A 21,874-nucleotide genomic window follows, 5' to 3' on the forward strand; every position below is an offset into this window, starting at 1 on the left:
CCGCGCTCGGTCGTGGACGACGCGTCGGCCGATCCGACCGTTCATCGTCCGCGACGCGGCGAGCGTTGCAGTTCGCTTCACCCTATCGGTCGGCGGTTCCCATCGACCCGGGCAGACGATGCACCGGAATGTCGACACCGCTCATCTCGACACCGTCACCGTCACCGTCGACCGACACGATCGCAACGAGGTCCTCGATGTCCTCGGGTTGCAGTCGATCGACCGCGGCGATGTCTGCTGCGGCGAGGAACGCATGGGTCACCCATTCTGCGGACACGATGTCTGCGGCGTCTTCGGCGGACTCCGCCCGGTCGGTCACCAGAGCTGCACCTGCCGTGACGCCGACCACGCCGGCCAGAACTGCTGCAGCGGAATCGAACCGGGTGGGAACGGCCAGCCGTGAATCGAACGCCACTGCCCACTCCGTCACTGCGCTCGTCGCCAGTGCGGCGAGTGTTCCGTGGTCGATCACGGTGCCGTCGTCGACCGAGACCAACGCTGGGCTGTCGGGTCCCAGAACCGCCGTTCGGTCCGAATACGTCACCGGCCGCGCAGAACTCGCGGCAATGGCGTCGACCACGTCGGGTTGTCCGAGGTGGACGGTCGTGGCGGGCCCGGCCGAGCTCGGCGCATCGTCACCGTCCAGAACGAGGACGGATGCGCCTGCCCGCTCCAGAACGTCGGAGGAGTTCGAAGTGGTGATCGGTGCCACAGCTCCGCCTGCCTTGGCCACCGCCCACCGCGTCACGACGGCCGCGACGTCGCCGGTGACGGAGACGCCGACCACGACTCCGGGCCGGACGCCGCGCTCGATCAGTACCCGAGCCATCCTCGACGACTGCTCGTCGAGCTGACGATAGGTGGTCTCGACTCCGTCCGACGACAACGCGGGCGCATCGGGATCTGCGTCCACCGCCGAGGTGAGTACCTGCGGCAAGGTCAGGTCCGACCGGACCGGTGCCGCAGGGGAGTCGGCGGTCTGCGGGGTCTCGGTCAGTGCGGCCCGCTCGGCGGCGTCGAGCACGTCGATGTCGCCGACGACGACAGCTGGTGTTGCCGCTACCGCACCGGCGATACGAGCGAATCGTTCCGCCAAGGAGGCGACCGTGGACTCGTCGAACAGGTCGGCGGCGTACACCCATTCGACGTTCAGGGTTCCGGTGCCGCTGTTCCCGTCGGCGTGCTGGGTCTCCACCGTGACCTGCAGGTCGAATTTCGCCGTCGGCTCGAAGCCGCTGACGGGTTCGACCACCAGGTTCGGCAATTCGAACCGCGCCTCGCCGTGGGGCTCCACCGACAGAACCGTCTGGAACAGCGGGGTGTACCCGGCGTTCCGGTCCGGTGCGATGGTGTCGACGACCCGCTCGAACGGCACGTCCGAATTCGCGAAGGCCCGCAGGTCGGTCTCGCGGAGGGCGGTCAGCAGCTCTGCGAACGTCGCATCCGGGTCCACGTCCGTGCGCAATGCCAGGGTGTTGACGAACATGCCGACCAGTCCGTCGAGCGCCTCGTGCCCGCGGCCGGCGATAGGCGTGCCGACGGCGAAGCTGCGGGAGCCACTCATCCGTGACAACAGCACCCCGAGTACCGCGTGCAACACCATGAACAGAGTCGCGTTGTTCTCGCGCGCGATCGCCGCGAGCCCGGTGTGTACCGACTCGTCCAGCTCGACACTCACACTGGCTCCGCGCAGGTTGGCGGTAGCCGTACGCGGCCGATCCCACGGCAACGACACGACCGGGGTGATCCCGCTGAGCTCGTCCGCCCAGAAGGCCAACTGCTGCGACAGAATCGACGTGGGGTCGCTGTCCGAGCCCAGCACCTGCCGCTGCCAGACCGCGAAGTCCGCGTACTGCACCGTCAGCGGTTCGGGCGTGTAGTCGGTTCCCGACGCGGCAGCGAGATACGCGGTCATGACGTCACGGGCCAGTGGTGCCATCGATGCGCCGTCTCCGCTGATGTGGTGCATCACGATGACGAAGACGTACTCGTCCGGACCGAACCGGAACAGTGCTCCCCGGACCGGGGGTGCGACGGTGACGTCGAAACCCTGGTAGACGAGTGCGCGAATCCGTTCGGCGGTGTCGGAGTCGTTGGGCGCGTCGATCGGAGTCAGATCGGGTACGACCGATCCGGCGTCGACGAACTCCTGATACGGCGAACCGTTCGCATCTTCCGGGTAGCGCGTGCGCAGTGCCTCGTGGCGTTCCACGGTGCTGGACACGGCGGTCTGCAGTGCCGCGACATCCAGCTCGCCTCGCAGACGGAGCGCCAGCGGCATGTTGTAGGCCCCGGACTCGGGGTCGAGTCGGTTGAGTACCCACATGCGCTGTTGCGCGAGCGACAACGGCACGGTCTGTCCGGCCGGTCGGCGGCGCAGCGGCACATCGTTCGCGTCGTCGATACGCGACTCGGCACGAGCTGCGAGCGCGGCAACGGTCGACGCCTCGAACAGGTCTCGGACACCGACCTTCTTGCCGAGCGCCGCCGACACCCGTGCCGCCACTCGCGTGGCGATCAGCGAGTTACCACCGAGATCGAAGAAGTCGTCGTTCGATCCGACACGCTGGACGCCGAGCAACTCGGCGTAGATCTCCGCCACGATCTCCTCGACCGGCGTTGCCGGAGCACGGAACTCGCGAACCTCGAACACCGGCTCCGGCAGTGCTTTTCGGTCCAGCTTGCCGCTGGTGTTCAGAGGGAATTCGGCGAGCACCATCACCGTCGCCGGCACCATGTACTTCGGCAGCGCGCCGCCGACGAAGGTGCGTACCTCGGCCGGGTCCAGTGTGCTGCCCGGTGCAGGCACCACGTATCCGACGAGCTGGTCGCCGGCACCGGTGGTCGCCACCACGGCCGTGGCCTGGTTGACGTCGGGATGGGCCAACAGCGCGGTCTCGATCTCACCGAGCTCGATCCGTTGGCCACGGAACTTGACCTGGAAGTCGGTGCGCCCGATGTACTCGAGTACCCCCACAGCGTCGGGGCCCGGCCGCCATCGGACGAGGTCTCCGGTGCGATACATGCGCTCGCCGGCAGCCGAGAACGGGTTCGCGACAAAGCGGTCCATCGTCAGGTCGACGCGGCCGAGATATCCGTCGGCGAGCTGGGTACCCGCCAGATACAGCTCACCCGCGGTCCCTGCGGCCACTGGATGCAGCCTGCCGTCGAGGACGTAGGCCTGGGTGTTCCATTCCGGCGCACCGATCGGAACCGTCGATACATCTTCCGGCTCGGTCTCCCAGAACGTCACTGTCACAGCAGCTTCGGTGGGTCCGTACAGGTTGTGGATCCCGGCAGAGGTGATCGCACGGAAATCCGTCACCGTCTCCGGGGGCAGTGCCTCACCCACGACGTAGACGTGTCGCAGGGACCGGCACTGCTCCTCGGTCGCGTACGCGGCGAACACCGTGAGCATCGACGGCACGAAGTCCGTGACGGTGACGCCGTGCCGAGCGATGCGCTCCGCGACATACTCCGGGTCGCGGTGGCCGTCGGGGGTCGCCAGAACGACCGTTGCACCGACCCAGAGCGGAAGGAAGAACCCCCACAGAGACACGTCGAATGTCGTGGCGGTCTTCTGCAAGTAGACGTCGTTCTCGTCGAGCGAGTACTGGTGCACCATCCAGGCCATCTCGTTGACGACGGCACGGTGCGACACCGCCACGCCCTTGGGGCGTCCCGTCGAGCCCGAGGTGAAGATGACGTAGGCGGTGTTTCCAGGACGCACCGGTGCCAGTCGATCTGCGTCGGTCAAGGCACCGTTCGGGTACCCGGTGAGACCGACGGTGTCGAGTTCGAGAATCGGGAAACGCTCCGGTAGACCTTCCCGATCGTGACTGGTGGAGAGCACCACCACCGGCTCGGCTGTGTCGAGGATGTACTCGATGCGATCCGCGGGGTGGTCCGGATCGATGGGCACATAGGCGCCACCGGCTTCGAGGACGGCGTAGATGCCGACCATGAGGTCGATTCCGCGCCGCATCCCGAGTGCGACGAGCGACTGCGGCCCCACACCGAGAGACACCAGGTGTCGCGCGAGGCAATTCACTCGGTCCGAGAACTCCGCATACGTGACGGTCGCGTCCTCGAACACCACGGCCGTGGCGTCCGGGTTCGCGGCCACTCGCGCCCGGAACTGCTCGGTCAGCATGACGCCTGCGTCGACCTCGTGTGCGGTGTCGTTCCACGTCTCGATCACTCGAGTTCGTTCTGCCGGGCCGAGCAGATCGATATCGCCGACCGCGACGGTCGTGTCGGACACGAAGGTTTCGAGGATGCCGACGAGTCGCGCCAGCACGGAGTCGATGTATGCGGGATCGAACAGATCGCTGATGTACTTGAGCGTGAACGAGATTCGGTCCTCGGCCACGACGAGCAACGTCAGCGGATAGTGGGTGTTGTCGTTGGAGCTCACGCCCTCGACGGTCATGCCGTCGATGGCCGCGGCCTGTTGTGTCAGTTGTGCTTCGTCCACCGGGTAGGACTCGAAAATGGTCAGGGTGTCGAACAGATTGCCGACGCCGATCGCCCGCTGGATGTCGACCAGTCCCACGTGGTGGTGGTCGAGAAGATCGGCTTGTTCGCCCTGGATCCGGACCAGGTAGTTCTCCACCGTGTCGGCGGGATCGAATCGAACCCGCACCGGGATGGTGTTGATGAACAGCCCGATCATCGACTCGACGCCGGGAAGAGCAGCCGGACGACCGGAGACCGTGGCACCGAACACGACGTCGGTGCGTCCGGTGACGTGCGCGATCAACAGTCCGTACGCCGCTTGCACCAGCGTGTTGACCGTGACGCCGAGCCGGCCACCGAGCGCTACGAGCGCCGCTGTCGTGTCGACATCGACCGATTTCTCCGCCTCGGCCGATCTGGACGAGATTTCTCGTCCGACGCTCGGCTGAGCGACGAAGGTCGGTTCCTCGACACCGTCCAGTGCCCGGGTCCACGCGCTCAGCGATACGGCTGGATCCTGTCGATCGAGCCACGCCAGATACGAGCGGTACGACCGCACGCGAGGCATCGACGCCGTGGAGCTCTGCGCCGCGTACAGGTACAGCAGTTCCTTCATCACCAGCGGCAACGACCATCCGTCGAGCAACACGTGATGATTGGTCATCGCGAGCTTGTAAGTGGTCGGCGTGATCCTGACGAGCAGGAACCGCAGCAGGGGTGCCGTGGACACGTCGAAGTGTCGTCGCTGATCCGCGGCCAGTGCGTCGGCGACGGCAGCGTCGCGTTCGAGCCCGTCGAGATGAGACAGATCGAGGGTGTTCCAGGGCAGACGAACGTTCTGCTGGACGATCTGCACAGTCTCGCCGTCCGCGGTCGCGGTGAACGAGGTACGCAGATTCTCGTACCGATCCAGCAGTGTCTGGGCAGCGTGATGCAACCGTTCGGCGTCCACCTCGCCGGCCAGGTCGAGTACGACCTGCATGGTGTAGACGTCGATCGACGCATCGGCGAACAACGCGTGGAACAGCAGTCCTTGCTGCAACGGTGACAGCGACCAGATGTCGGTCAGCTGTGGGTAACGCGCCTCGAACGACGCGATGTCGGCCTGCGACAGCGCCACCAGGGGCACGTCCGACGGGGTCAGGCCACCCGAGCCGGGTACCTCGGCGTACGAGGCCAGCGCCGACAACGCCTCGGACCACAGCCCGGCGAGACGCTCGACCGTGTCCGCGGACACGGCTCCGGTCGGGAACGCGAAGCTGGCGCTCAGGACCCCGCCCTCGTCGGTGTCGAGCACGATGGCGTTGATGTCGACGGTCTTGTTCGCGGCCATGTCGGCGTCACCGGGCGCGGAGAGCTCGCCGTCGGCGGCCGGCAACCAGCCGAGCGACTTCATCTCGTCCGGGACCTCGCCGGCGTCGACCCGGCCCAGGTAGTTGAAGCTGATCTGTCCGGTCCCGAGTTCCGCAAGTTCCGCAGCTGTCTCGGAGTTCAGGTAACGGAGCAGTCCCCAGCCCATGCCTCGATCGGGCAGCGCCAGCATCTGTTCCTTGACGGCCTTGACGGCGTCGCCGAGCTGCGGTCCGCCCGCGAACGCAGCGTCGACGTCGATTCCGGTCAGGTCGAGGCGGACGGGGAACAGGCTGGTCAGCCAGCCGACGGTGCGTCCCAGATCGGCTCCGGGAACCACCGCTTCCTCGCGGCCGTGGCCTTCGAGCTGCACCAGTGTCGCCGGTGCGGTGACGCCGCGCTCGGACCGCAGTCTCGTGACAGCCATAGCGAGTCCGGCCAACAACCCGTCGCCCACGCCGCCGCGGAAGATCTCCGGAACCGTGGTCAGCAAGGTGCGCGTGACGTCGGGTGCCAGTTCGATGTTCACCCGTTCGAGCGTCGCGACGACGTCGACCGCGGGATCGAAAGCTCGGTCGCCCAGCACGGGATCCTCGGTGTCGGCGATCGAGCGCCACAGCGGCAACTCGGCCAGCCGCGCTTCGCTCGCTGCCGCGTCGGCCAAAGCATGGGTCCACCGCCGCATCGAGGTTCCGACCTCGGGCAGGCTCGGGTCCACTCCCCCGGACACCTGAGCCCAGGCGGAGACGAAGTCGGGGACCAGAATTCGCCACGACACTCCGTCGATCACGAGGTGGTGCGCGGCGACGGTCAGCGTGCCCGCTTCGTCGGGTCCTCGATCGACCCAGACGAGGGCGAGCATGCGCCCGGCCGTGGGGTCGAGCGTTCCGACTGCGTCGTCGAATACGGTTGCGGCCGAATCGGTATCGGCCCGGGTGAGTAACGCATCCACGTCGACCGCACCGGTGCCCGCAACCTCGAGACCCCAGCCGCGGTCGTCGTGCACCAGGGTCGAGCGCAGCACGTCGTGTCGATCGACCACTGCAGTCACCGTGGCGAGAATCCCGGCTCGGTCGATGCCGAGCGGCAGCTCCAGTGTGACGGCCTGATGGAACCGCGACCAGCCTCCGCCGCGCTCGATCATCGCCACACCGAACGGGGGTAGCGGCATCCAACCGACGCCGCCGCCGTCGAGTTCCTCGAGCACGACCGCGTCAGCGCCCTCACCGACGATCACGGCGACCTCGGCGAGACCGGCGACGGTCTTGCGCTCGAACACATCTCGCGGACCGAACTGAATTCCCCTGGCCTTGGCACGAGAGACGAGCTGAATGGAGACGATGCTGTCGCCGCCGAGCGCGAAGAACGAATCGTCGACGCCCACGGTGTCGAGGCCGAGCACGTCGGCGAAGACCTCGGCAATGACGCGTTCGGTATCGGTTGTCGCCGTACGGAATTCGGCATCGCTGCCGAATTCCGGTTCGGGTAGCGCTCTGCGGTCCAGCTTGCCGTTCGGCCCGAGTGGGAGGGCATCGAGCACGACGAGCCCGGCCGGCACCATGTACTCCGGAACCAGGGTGGCAACCGAGGTGGTGACCGCTGCGGTGTCGATCGTCTCCCCGGCGACAGGAACGACGTACCCGACCAGTAGTTCACCTGCCGACGGCGTCCTGCGCACGAGAACCACGGCTTGGTCGACCGACGGATCTGCGGTCAACGCGGCTTCGATTTCGCCGAGCTCGATCCGCAGGCCTCGCAGTTTGACCTGGAAATCGGTGCGGCCGAGGTACTCGAGCTCGCCGTCTGCGTTCCAGCGAACCAGGTCTCCGGTGCGATACATCCGCGAGCCGGCATTGCCGTGCGGGTCGGCGACGAACCGGTCGGCGGTGAGGTCCGGGCGGCCGAGGTATCCGCGGGCCAGTTGCCGCCCGGCGAGATACAGCTCCCCGGGCACTCCGACCGGGACCGGGTGCAGGCGTGCATCGAGCACGGTGACTCGGGTGTTCCAGACCGGAGCACCGATGGGGACCGACGCGACGTCGGCCGGCACCACGCGGTGGTAGGTGACGTCGACTGCGGCCTCGGTCGGTCCGTACAGGTTGTGCAGTTCGGTGGCAGGCAGTGCCGCGCGCAGCGCCGAGGCAACCGATGCAGGCAGCGCCTCGCCCGAGGCGAAGACCGCACGCAGGCCGGTGCAGTCGGAGACACCATCCGCAGCAGCGAACACGGCCAACAGCGACGGGACGAAGTGCGCGACCGTGATGCCGCGTTCGGCGACGGTGCTCACCAGGTATGCCGGATCTCGGTGGCCGTCGGGCACCGCGATGACGAGTTCGGCACCGATCTGCAACGGCCAGAACAGTTCCCAGACCGATACGTCGAACGTGACCGGCGTCTTCTGCAACACCTTGTCCTGCTCGGTGAGACGGTATTCGTCCTGCATCCACAGCAGACGGTTGACGATGGCCTCGTGGCTGACCGCAACGCCTTTGGGGCGACCGGTGGAGCCGGAGGTGAAGATGACGTACGCGGTGTCCGCCGGTCGCAGCGGCGCGGTTCGCTCGCCATCGGTCACCGGTGCCGTGGACAGACCTGTCGTGTCGACGGTGTCGACCAGAATCCTGGCGGCGTCGGTCACGAGAGATGTGCCGTCGTGCTCGGTCGTGAGCAGTACCACCGGTGCCGCCGTGTCCAGGATGTAGCCGATTCGTTCGGCCGGAAGATCCGGGTCGACCGGGACGTAGGCACCACCCGCGGTGAGCACGGCGTAGATACCCGTGAGCATGTCGATCGAGCGGCGCATGGCCGTGGCCACCACGGTTTCCGGGCCGACTCCCTCGGCGATGAGCAGGCGCGCGAGCGCGTTGACCCGCTCGGCGAATTCGCGGTAGGTCACTCGGTCGTCGGCGAAGCTCGTGGCGATGTTGTCCGGTGACGCCGCAACTCGGGCCTCGAACAGCGACACCAGAGTTGCGCCGGGATCCACCTCGTGCGCGGTGGCGTTCCATTCCTCGAGGACGCGGGTACGTTCGCCCTCCTCGAGGATGTCGATGTCGCCGACGACGGCGTCCGGTGCATCGGTGAGCGCGTGCAGAACCCGGACGAGCCGTCGCCCGAGAGACTTCATGCTGGACTCGTCGAAAAGATCGGTGGCGTAGTCGAATTGGACGTCGATGCCGGCTGGAGCGCCGGATTCTTCGACGTTCTCCCACAGCGTCACCTGCAGGTCGAACTTTGCGAACGCGCTGCCGAGATCGATTCCCTCGACGCTCAGCCCGGGCAGGGCCAACGTCTGACGGTTCAGGTTCTGGAACGTCAACATGACCTGGAAGATCGGGTGCCGAGCCTGAGAGCGGTCCGGGGCCAGCTCGTCGACCAGCCGCTCGAACGGCACGTCGGCGTGCCCGAAGGCACCCAGGTCGGCCTCACGAACTGCGGCGAGTTGCTCGCGCAACGTTGCCGCGGCATTCATCGCGGTACGCAGAGCGAGCGTGTTGACGAACATGCCGACGAGCTCGTCCAGATCCGCGTCACCGCGGCCGGCGACCGGAGTTCCGATCGTCACGTCGTCGGTTCCCGCCATCGCGCCGAGGAGCACCGCGAGCGCGGCGTGCACCACCATGAAGTTCGTGGCGTTTTCGGCTCTGGCGGCCCGAGCGATGTTCGACTGCAATACCGAGTCGATCGAGAAGTTGTATGCCGCACCGCGATACGACGCCACCGCCGGACGCGGCCGGTCGGTCGCGAGGTCGAGCTGTGCCGGGGCACCGGCCAGAGCCGTCGTCCAGTAGGCGAGCTGCTTCGCCAACGGCGAATCGGGGTCGTCCTCGGAACCGAGTACCTCGCGTTGCCACAACGCGTAGTCCGCGTACTGCACCGGGAGTGGTGCCCACTGCGGGTTCTCCCCCGCGGCACGGGCGGTGTAGGCCACCATGACGTCGCGCGTCAGGGGTCCCATCGAGAACCCGTCCGCGGCGATGTGGTGGGCGACGAAGGCCAGTACGTGCTCGGTCTCGCTGACCCGCAGGATCCGGATTCGGACCGGAACAGCTCGGGTCACGTCGAATCCCGCGGACACGAAGTCGCGAAGGGCGTGCTCGATCGAACTCTCGTCGACGTCGTCGACGACAACCGTCACGCCGGCCTCTGCGGTACCGAGCACAACCTGCTGGCCTCGTCCGTCGACCTCCGGGTACACGGTGCGCAGAATCTCGTGCCGTGCCAGCACGTCGTACACCGCGCTGGTGAGTGCATCGACATCGACATTGCCGGACAACCGAATTGCGACCGGGATGTTGTTCACGGCGGACGTCGGATCGAATTGGCTCAGGAACCACATGCGCTGCTGGGCCATCGACAGCGGCACCGAGTCCGGTCGCGTCCGAGCCGTCAGTGCCCGGCGCGCACCGGTACCCACCTCGGACTCGATCGCACGTGCGAGCGACTGCACCGTCGGAGACTCGAAGATCGAGCGGACCGGCACCTGAGTATCGAGCGCCGCCCCCAGCCGGGAGACCACCTGGGTGGCGATGAGCGAGTTACCGCCGAGCGCGAAGAAGTCGTCGTCCAGACCCACGCGCTCGACAGCGAGCACCTCGGCGAAGACCGCCGCGACGGCCTCTTCCACCGGATTGGTCGGCGCGCGGAATTCGGCTGTCTCGAACTGCGGTTCGGGGAGCGCCTGTCGATCCAGCTTTCCGTTGACGCCTCGAGGAAGAGCCTCGAGCACGACGAAGGCCGCCGGGATCATGTACGACGGCAGACGTTCGGCGAGTGCTCGACGGATGCCGTCCTGATCCAGCGTCACCCCATCGGCGGGCACGAGGTAGGCCACCAGCCGCGCGCCTGATCCCGTGTCCTCGAAAGCGATCACGGCGACGTCGCGAATGTCGTCGAGCGATCCGAGAGCGGCATCGATGTCGCCGAGCTCGATCCGGAAACCGCGAATCTTCACCTGGAAGTCGGTGCGCCCGACGTACTCCAATTCGCCGTCGGCGCGCCAGGATACGAGGTCACCGGTGCGGTACAGGCGGCCGCCGGGCGTGAACGGGTCCGCGACGAATCGCTCGGCGCTCAGGTCCGGCCGGGCGAAGTACCCGTCGGCCAGCTGCGCACCCGCGAGGTACAGCTCGCCTGCGACGCCGACCGGAACGGGAGCCAGACGCGAGTCGAGCACGTAGACACGGGTGTTCCACTCCGGCGCGCCGATGGGAACCGTTGTGCCGTCGACGGTCGTCACCCGGTGCGCGGTCACCGAGACCGCGGCCTCGGTCGGCCCGTACAAGTTGCCCAGTCGCGCAGCAGAACTGCGTAGTGTGCGCTCGGCCGTCGCCACCGGCAGCGCCTCGCCGATCGCCAGGATCCGCGTCAGGTGTTCGGGCAGTGTGCCCGCCGACGCCGTGACCAACGCATCGAGCACGGACGGCACGGTGTGCAGTGTCGTCACCGATTCCCGGTTCATCAGATCGACGAGGTAGGCGGGATCGCGGTGGCCCTCGGCGTCGGCAACGACGATCGCACCACCGGAGACGGTGGCGACCCAGAACTCCCATACCGACAGGTCGAATGTGGCCGCAGTCTTGAGCAGCACTCGGTCGGTGCTGCCCAGTCCGTAATGGGCGCTCTGCCACAGCAATTGGTTGACGATGGCGGCATGACTCACCGCGACACCCTTGGGTCGGCCGGTGGATCCGGACGTGAAGATGACGTAGGCGGTGTTCGCAGGCCGCAGCGGCGAGGTGCGCTCACTGTCGGTGACGGGCGCGTCCGAGACCTCTGCGTCGAGCACTCGCGGATCGGTGTCGACCAACAGCACCGGAACCGAGTCGACATCGACACCGTCGCGAGCAGTACTCAGGACCAGAGCGGGAGCAGCTACCTCCAGGATGTAGGCATTGCGGTCCGCCGGCTGGTCCGGATCGATGGGCACGTACGCCCCGCCCGCCTTGGCGACGGCATACATCGCGACGAGCAGATCCACCGAGCGCCTGATCGCCAGGGCAACCGTCACCTGCGGGCCGACACCGGCACCGATCAGGACGCGGGCCAACCGGTTGATTCGACGATCGAACTCGCCGTACGACAGTGACTGCCCGGCGTGGACCACCGCGACCGCGTCGGGCTGTGCCTGCACCTGTCGATCGAACAGCGATACCAGCGTCTGCGACGCATCGACATCGTGATCGGTGTCGTTCCACGTGCGGACGATCCGGGTGCGTTCCTCGGGTGAGAGCAGCTCGAGATCGCCGACGACGGCCGACGGGTCCTCGGCCACGGCAGCGAGGAGGCGAACGAACCGGTCGGCAAAACCTTCGACCGTCGCGCGATCGAAAAGATCGGTGGCGTAACTGAATTCGGCCGACAGTTCCGCGGGCGAGCCGTCCGGGGCGTAGCGATCCGAGATCGACAGTTGCAGATCGGTTTTCGCAGTCACCGCATCCGCCTCGACGGCACTCACCGTCAGACCCGGCAGCTCGAACGTCGACTCGGCAAGGTTCTGGAAGGACAGGCCTACCTGGAACAACGGGTTGCGTGCCGTCGACCGCACCGGGTTCAGCACCTCCACGAGACGCTCGAACGGAACGTCGGAGTGCGCGAACGCGGCCAGGTCCCGCTCTCGGGCCTGAGCGAGCAACTGGCGGAAGGTCATCGACGATTCGACCGACGACCGGAAGACCAGGGTATTGACGAACATACCGATCATCGAGTCCAGAGCCCGCTCACCGCGGCCGGCGATGGGCGTTCCGACCGCGATGTCCTCGGAACCGGACAGGCGTGCGAGCAACACGGCGAATGCCGAGTGCACCACCATGAACAACGTTGCCTGCTCGGTACGTCCGAGTTCGGCGAGAGCAGCGTGCGTGCCGGCGTCGACGGTGAACCGCACGGCATCGCCACGGAAACTCTGCGCAGGCGGGCGCGGGCGATCGGTGGGCAGCACCAGCTGATCCGGCAGCTCGGCGAGCGTATCCTTCCAGAACGACACCTGCTGCGCTGCAACCGAATCGGGATCCGATTCGGTGCCGAGTACGGTTCGCTGCCACAGCGCGAAGTCGACGTACTGCACCTCGAGTGGCTCCCAGTCCGGAGCCGTCCCTGCAGATCTCGCGGTGTATGCGGTCATGACGTCGACGGCCAGCGGGCCCATCGAAGCGCCGTCGGCCGACACGTGGTGGACGACGAAGGCCAGGACGTGCTCGTTCTCGTCGACGCGGAACACGCGCGCGTCGACCGGTACCTCGACGGTGACGTCGAAGCCACGCGTGAAGAATTCGGTCACGGCGGTGACGACGTTCGCACCGGCCACGTCTCGCACGGCGAGGTCCATCGGCACCTCGGACGCCGGCAACACCTGCTGGAACGGGCCCTGTGCCGAGTCCGGGTACCGGGTACGAAGAGACTCGTGGCGCTCGACGACATCGCGCACCGCCGACTGCAGCGCAGCGACGTCGAGCTCACCCGACAACCGCACGGCGAACGGAATGTTGTCCACCGACGACGTCGTGTCGAACTGGTTGAGGAACCAGTACCGCTGCTGCGCAGGCGAGAGCGGCGGGTGTTCGGGACGCGGACCCGCCACGAGTGCAGCTCGCCCGCCCGAACCGACAGCGCTCTCCACGTGCGCCACCAGTGCGGCCACGGTCGAGCTCTCGAACAGCGCCCGCACCGGGACCACCGTGTCCAGGGCCGCGCCGAGCCGCGAGACCACCTGGGTGGCGATCAACGAGTTACCGCCCAGGGCGAAGAAGTCGTCGTCCAGTCCCACTCGCTCGAGGTGCAGAACGTCGGCGAACACTCCGGCGACGATCTCTTCGACCGCGGTGGTGGGTGCGCGGAATTCCCGGGCCTCGAACACGGGTGCGGGAAGCGCGGCGCGATCCAACTTGCCCACCGGGGTCAGTGGAACGGTGTCGAGAACGATGATCGACGACGGGATCATGTAGGCGGGCAATGATTTTCCGACGAAGGCGGTCAGCTCGTCGACGTCGACGACCGAACCACGCGCCGGCAACACGTAGGACACGAGAGTGGTGACACCCGAGGGCAGTTCGTGTCCGAGTGTGACGGCGAAGTCGACCTCGGGAACAGCGGTGAGCGCGGAGTCGATCTCGCCGAGCTCGATACGGAACCCGCGCACCTTGACCTGGAAGTCGGTGCGGCCGACGAACTGCAGCTGCAGGTCGTCCGTCCATCGCACGACGTCGCCGGTGCGGTACATCCGTGCGCCGTCGATACCGTACGGATTGGCCACGAAGCGCTCGGAGGACAGACTCGGCCTACCGAGATAGCCACGAGCGAGCGCACCGCCCGACAGATACAGGTCACCCGCGACACCGGTCGGAACCGGTTCGAGCCTGGAATCGAGGATGAGCACGGACATGCCGTGAATCGGTCGACCGATGGTGATCGGTTCGCCGGGCGTCAACTCGGCGAAGCTCGAGATGATCGTGGTCTCGGTCGGTCCGTACCCGTTGAAGTACTTCCGGTCCCCTGCCCACCGGGCGAGGAGTTCGGGAGTGGTCACGTCGCCGCCCACCGAGAGCACCTCGAGCGAATCGATCCCGTGGGGATCCATCGTGCCGAGCACCGCAGGCGTGATGATCGTGTGAGTGACCCTCTCCGCCTTCAACAATTCGGCCAGTTCGGTGCCGCCGAGAATCGATGCCGGTACCACCACCAACGTCGCGCCGACGGAGAACGCCGCCATCCACTCCAGAACCGACGGATCGAAGTTCGGCGAGCAGACGTGGAGGAACCGCGAGGCCGGTTTCAGGTGATAGAGATCGGTTGCTGCGTCGAGGACGCCGCCGAGTCCGGCGTGCGTGACGACGACGCCCTTCGGCTTGCCCGTCGAGCCCGAGGTGTAGATGACGTAGGCGGGGTTCTGGAACGTGACGGGTCGCAGGCGGTCGGCGTCGGTGACCGGCTCGGCAGAGCGGGTGCGGACCTCGGCCACGAACTCGTCGTCGTCGACGCTCAGCCAGGTCAGGTCCTGCTGTCCACCGGCGAGCCGATCCGAGTGTGCCCGGGTGGTCAGGCCCAGTAGGGCCTCGGAGTCCGAGACCATGTGGGCGACGCGATCCTGCGGATACGTCGGGTCGACGGGTAGGTGCGCGGCCCCCGATTTCGCCACTGCCCAGACCGCGAGCACCATGAAGTAGGAGCGTTGGAATCCCAGAGCCACAACGGATTCGGGGCCGGCCCCGCGCTCGATGAGCACCCGGGCGAGCTGCGAGGACGTCGCATCGAGTTCGGCGTACGAGATCGAGCGGCCCTCGTAGCGAATCGCGGTCGCCGACGGGTCGAGTGCGGCTCCGGCAGCGAAGATCTCGGCCAGAGTGCCGCCGGCCAACACGTCGTCACCGTGGACGTGGGTGAGCCGGTCGTATTCGTCGTCGTAGAGGATGGACAGATCGCCCACCGGGGTGTTCGGTGTCGCCACGATCGCTTCGAGCAGCCAGCGGAAACGTCGCGAGAACACCTCGATCGTGTTCTCGTCGAACAGGTCTCGCGCGTAGAGGAAACCGGCGGACAGACCGGTGCCGTCGGACTTCTCGTGCAGCGTCAGCGACAGGTCGAACTTGGCGGTGTCTACCTCGACGTCGACCGCCGAGACCGTCAGATCGGGAAGGTGGAATTCGCTCGGCGGCAGGTTCTCGAACGCGATCGCCACCTGGAACAGCGGGTGCCTGGCCGTCGTTCGCTCGGGTTCGAGCAGATCGACGAGCCGCTCGAAGGGGATGTCCGCGTGTGCGAATGCATCGAGGTCGACGTCCCGGACGTGGCCGAGGAGGTCGGTGAATCCCTTGCTTCGATCGACCGAGGTGCGGAGCACCAGGGTGTTGACGAACATGCCGATGACGTCGTCCAGGACGGCCTCGCCGCGGCCTGCGACCGCGGTACCCACCGCAACGTCGTCCGAGGTGGACATGCGAGCCAGGAACAGCGCGAGAGCACCGTGGAGCACCATGAACAGGGTGGTTCCGGTCGACCGGGCCAGATCGTCGAGCGAGGCACGCAGATCCGCATCGATATCGAACTGGAACCGCCCGCCCGAGTACGACTGCACCGCGGGACGCGGCCGGTCGTACGGCAGGGTCAGCTCACTGGGCAGGTCCGCCAGGGCCGAACGCCAGTAGTCCGCCTGTGCTGCCATCAGGCTGTTCGGATCCGCGTCGTCGCCGAGCACGGCGCGCTGCCACAGCGCGAAGTCGGCGTACTGAACCGCCAGCGGCGTCCACTGCGGAGCGTCGCCGGCCACACGAGCGAGGTAAGCCGTCATCACGTCGCGGGTCAGCGGTCCCATGGACCACCCGTCTGCGCTGATGTGATGAACCACGACGACCAGCACGTACTCGTCGTCGGTGACCTGGAACAGTTTCGCGCGCAGGGGAATCGACTGGGTGACGTCGAATCCTTCGGAGGCGAAAGCGATCAGGTCGGCCACCGCACCGTCGGCGGACGGTGTGGTGGGTGTCAGGTCCGGTGCCACCGATTCGGCAGGCAGGATCACCTGATGCCCCGCTCCGTCCACACTCGGGTAGACGGTGCGGAGTGCTTCGTGCCGGTCGAGAACGTCGACGACCGCTGCGTTCAGGGCCGGAGTGTCGAGTGCTCCGGTGAGCCGGATCGCCACGGGGATGTTGTTGACCGCCGATTCGGGCTCGAATCGGTTGAGGAACCACATCCGCTGCTGGGCGAGAGAGAGCGGAATTCGTTCGGGGCGTTCCTGCGGCACGAGAGGCGCGGAGACTCCGTGGCCGACGTGGCTTTCCAACGCAGCAGCCAAGGCTGCCACCGTGCCTGCCTCGAACATCGTTCGGACGGGCACCGTCGTGCCCAGTTCGGCACCGAGTCGTGCGGCGACCTGAGTGGCGACGAGCGAATTGCCGCCGAGCGCGAAGAAGTCGTCGTCCACACCGACTCGGTCGAGTCCGAGGACCGCGCCGAACACGTTCGCGACGATCTCTTCGACCGGATCGGACGGTGCTCGGTAGGGCGTTGCCTCGAATTCGGGATCGGGCAGCGCTTTTCGATCGAGCTTGCCACTTCCGCCGAGCGGGAACTCGGCCAATTCCACGACGGTGGTCGGCACCATGTACTCGGCCAGACGTCCACGTAGCGCGGTGCGTACCCGGTCCACTTCGACCGGGCCTTCGGTGGGGACGACGTAGGCAACCAGTTGTTCTCGTCGCACGAGCACCACGGCCTGAGCGATCTCGGGAAGATCCAACAGAGCCGATTCGATTTCGCCGAGTTCGATACGGAGACCACGCAACTTCACCTGGAAGTCGGACCGGCCCACGTACTCCAACTCACCGGCGGGCAGCCACCGCACCACGTCGCCGGTTCGGTACATCCGCGCACCGTCGACCGCGAACGGATCGGCAACGAAGCGATCCGCGGTCAGATCGGGTCGGCTCACGTATCCCCTGGCGAGCTGGACACCCGAGAGATAGAGCTCTCCCGACACCCCGGCCGGAACCGGCCGCAACGACGAATCCAGAACGCGCACATCGGTGTTCCACACCGGTGAACCGATCGGCACCACGGCTGTGTCCGCGTCGGAGACCGCGTGATAGGTCACGTCGACAGCAGCTTCGGTCGGGCCGTACAGGTTGTGCACCGACACCTGTGGGAGCGCGCGGCGCAACGACTGTGCAGTAGCAGGCGCAAGCGCCTCCCCCGAGGCGAACACCGTACGCAGCGACGCTCCCGCGTCGGGCCTACGCAACGCCTCCGGCGTGAACACCGACATCATCGACGGCACGAAGTGCACTACCGAGACACGTTCGCGTGCAATGACATCGAGCAGGTACGACGGATCACGATGACCCTCGGGAACCGCGAGGACCACCGATGCGCCGACCTGGAAGGCCCAGAAGAACTCCCACACCGACACGTCGAACGTAGCCGGTGTCTTCTGCAACACCACGTCCTGCGGACCGAGGGGGTACTCGTGCTGCATCCACGACAACCGGTTGACGATCGCCGCGTGCGATACGCCGACGCCCTTCGGCCGACCCGTCGAACCCGAGGTGAAGATGACGTATGCGAGGTTCTCCGCCCGCAGCGGTGCCGTCCGCTCCGCATCGGTCACCGGTGCCGACGAGAATTCGGACACGTCCACGGTGTCGATGTCCACCGTCTCCACGCCGGGGAACTCGACGTGGTCTCGGGTGCTCGAGAGCACCCGTACCGGCGAGGCCGTGCTCACGATGTACTCGTTGCGCTCCGACGGCTGAGCCGGATCGATGGGTACGTACGCAGCACCGGCCTTGACGATCGCGTACATACCGACGAACAACTCGATACTGCGGCCGACTGCGAGGCCGACCGTCGAATCGGTCCCGACACCCACCGACAGCAGGTACCGCGCCAGGCGGTTCGCGCGCGCATCGAGCTCGGCGTACGTCAGCCGAACGTCCTCGAACACCAGGGCCTGCGCGTCGGGGGTCTGCTCGACGCGACCGTCGAACTGCCCCACCAACGTTGTTCCGCTGGTGATCTCGTGCGCCGGTCCCGAACCGAACGTCAGCACCGACTCCCGCTCGACCGAGTCGAGCAGGTCGATCTCTCCGACGGCTGCGGCGGGCGCTGCGGTGATCGCACGAAGAACACGAACGAACCGTTCTCCGAATCGGGCCATCGTCGATTTCTCGAACAGGTCCGCGGCATAGGTCAGGGCGACGGTCAGGCCCGCGGGCTCGGAGCCGGCCGGTGCCGAATCCCACAGCGTCACCTGCAGATCGAACTTCGCCAGGTCTGCCTCGTAGTCGACCGCTGCGATGGTCAGGCCGGGAAGCTCGACCGAGGTTCGATCCAGGTTCTGGAACGTCAACATCACCTGGAACAGCGGGTGGCGTGCCTGCGAGCGCGCCGGAGCCAACACGTCCACCAGACGCTCGAACGGCACCTCGGCGTGCGAGAACGCGGCGAGGTCCACCTCCCGCGTCTCGCGGAGCAGATCGTCGAACGACGTCCGTGGATCGACTTCGGTGCGCAGCACCAGTGTGTTGACGAACATCCCGACGACGTCGTCGAGGGCCGCATCACCACGGCCGGCGACCGGAGTACCGATACTGATGTCGTCGGCGGCAGCGAGCTTGGCCAACAACACCGCCAGTGCGGCGTGCACGACCATGAACGTCGTTGCGTTGTGGTCTCTTCCGAGCCTCTCCAGCGCGCGGACCAGTTCGGCGTCGATCTCGAACGTGTGCGTGCCGCCGTTGGTCGTGGCGACAGCCGGGCGGGGCCGGTCGGTGGGTAGTTCGAGTTGATCGGGTGCTCCGCCGAGGCGTCCGCGCCAATAATCCTGCTGAGCAGAGAGCACCGACTCGGGGTCGTCCTCGCTACCGAGGACGGCTCTCTGCCACAGCGTGAAGTCGGCGTACTGCACCTCGAGCGGAGTCCACTGTGGTTCCTGCCCGTTTGTGCGTGCCACGTAGGCGGCCACCACGTCGCGGGTCAGCGGGCCCATCGAGAATCCGTCGGCCGCGATGTGGTGCACCACGAACGCGAGCACGTGCTCGGTCTCGGACGTCTCGAGAAGCACCGCCCGGAAGGGCAGCTGTACCGCCAGATCGAAGGGCCTGAGCGCGAACTCGAGCAGCACGGCGGGAACGTCGGCATCGGTTGCCGTCGCACGTTCCAATTCCACTGCCACCGAATCGGATTCGAGTACTCGCTGGAAGCCGACACCGTCGTGGTCGGGGTAGACCGTCCGCAGTGACTCGTGCCGATCCAACACGTCGACCAAGGCCGACTGCAGGGCCGTGAAGTCGAGTTCTCCACTCAACGCGATGGCGACCGGGATGTTGTTGACAGCCGAGTCCGGCTCGAATCGGTTGAGGAACCACATCCGTTGTTGGGCAAGCGACAGCGGCACACGTTCGGGCCGCTGCTGCGCAACCAACGCCGGTCGCGCGTGCGTCGAGCCTGCGGCGTCGACTGCGGCGGCCAGTTCGGCGACGGTCGGTGCGTCGAAGAAGGACCGCACATCCACCGCAGTGCCCAGCTCGGCGTTGACCCGCGCGATCACGCGGGTGGCGTTGAGCGAGTTGCCGCCGAGTGCGAAGAAGTCGTCGTCGACGCCGATACGGTCGATGCCGAGCACGGTCTCGAAGATCGCGACCAATGCCGACTCGGTCTCCGTGCTCGGTGCGCGGTACTCCCGAGCCAGGGACGCGAAATCGGGAGCGGGCAACGCTTTTCGGTCGAGCTTTCCGCTGGCGTTCAGCGGGAACTCGTCCAGGACGACGAACACCGACGGCACCATGTACTCGGGCATGCGGCGTCTCACCGCGTCCGCGAGGCCGTCGTGGTCGAGATCGGAATCGGTACTGACGACGTAGCCGACGAGCTGTTGTTCCGACTGCTCCGACGAATGAAGCAGTACAGCCGCCTGGGTCACCTCAGGCTCGGCGAGCAGGGCCGATTCGATTTCGCCCAGCTCGATACGCAGGCCGCGCAGCTTGACCTGGAAGTCGGTGCGCCCGATGTATTCGATGAGGCCGTCGCCGCGTCGACGCACCAGGTCGCCGGTGCGGTACATGCGGTCACCCGGCTCACCGAACGGGTCGGCCACGAACCGATCGGCTGTCAGGTCGGTGCGTCCGAGGTATCCGCGAGCGAGCTGCACGCCCGCCAGATAGAGCTCGCCCTCGACTCCACGGGGCGATCGCCGCAGTCCTTCGTCGAGCACGTACAGATCGGTGTCGTCGACGGCAGCGCCGATGGGAACCGAGGCTTCTTCCACCTGCTGGGTTCGGTAGTACGTGACGTCGACGGCCGCTTCGGTGGGACCGTACAGGTTGTGCAGTTCCGCGTTCGAGATCTCGTGGAACGCGTTGACGGTGCGCGCCGGGAGAGCCTCGCCGGAGGCGAAGACCATCCGAAGCGAATCGGCTTGCGCAGCAGTGGGTTCGGCGACGTACACCGAGAGCATGGAGGGCACGAAGTGCGTCACGCTCACGCCGCGCTCGCCGATGACGCGGGCGAGGTAGGCGGGGTCGCGGTGGCCCTCGGGCTCGGCGATCACGAGCGTGGCACCGATCTGCAACGGCCAGAAGAACTCCCACACCGATACGTCGAACGTGAACGGAGTCTTCTGCAACACGACGTCGGCAGCACTCATCGAGTACTCCCGCTGACGCCAGGAGATGTTGGCGACGATGGCCCGGTGGCTCACCGCCACGCCCTTCGGGCGTCCCGTCGAACCGGAGGTGAAGATGACGTAGGCGAGGTCGTCCTCGGTCAGGGCGGAGAGCCGATCCGCATCGGTGATCCGTCCTCCCGGCACATCGGTCAGGTCGAGCTCGTCGACGAGAACGGTGGCGGTGCCCTCGGGCAACTGCGGTATGTCGTTCGTGGTCGTCAAAACCAGGACAGGTGTCGCGATGTCGAGAACGTAGCCGAGTCGGTCGACCGGATGATCCGGGTCCAACGGCACGTAGGCTCCGCCTGCTGCGGAGACGGCGTACATGCCCACCAGCAGATCGAAGGATCGGCGGATCGACAGTCCCACCGCTGAATCGGGGCCGACTCCCCGTGCGATCAGCACGCGGGCTAGACGCTCCACCGAGGCGGCGAACTCGGCGTAGGTTCGCGTGTCGTCGCCGAAGACGAGGGCAGGTGCGTCCGGGGTGCGCTCGGCCTGATCGGCGAACAGCGCGTACAGCGTGGCGGCTTCGGGATGGGCGGAGCTCGACGTCGACTCGTCGTCGCCGAGAACCGACACCGCATCCGCGACGACGGTGGACACGACCGCGTCCAGACCACCCTCGGTGGCCTCGATGAGGCCTGCAAGCGTGTTGGACAACACGACCGGAACCAGCGCGTCGGGGCCGAGGACGCCCCCCATGGCCGCATCGAGGGTGGTGATCTCCTCGTCCAGGCGGGCGTAGGTCAGTTCCGTACCGAGGTGCGTGAGAGCTACGCGGTCGGGTTCGACCGCTGCGACGCTCCGAACCAAGCGCGGAAGGTCCTCGACCGTCAGAGCTGCATCGCTTCGACGTCCTACCGCCATCTACCTTTTCCTCCTGATCGATCCACGTGCACAACCGGC

The 21,874-nt window shown here is 66.8% G+C and carries 1 protein-coding gene; it reads right to left on the reverse strand.

The window, feature by feature from the left end:
• Positions 1–82: 82 nt before the first annotated feature.
• Positions 83–21,835 (reverse strand): non-ribosomal peptide synthase/polyketide synthase, encoded by a 21,753-nt coding sequence (locus QM615_RS05245; protein WP_283347116.1) that lies wholly within the window; start codon positions 21,833–21,835, stop codon positions 83–85.
• Positions 21,836–21,874: the final 39 nt, after the last annotated feature.

It is taken from the genome of Rhodococcus sp. IEGM 1341 (assembly GCF_030056895.1).
GTDB lineage: Bacteria > Actinomycetota > Actinomycetes > Mycobacteriales > Mycobacteriaceae > Rhodococcoides.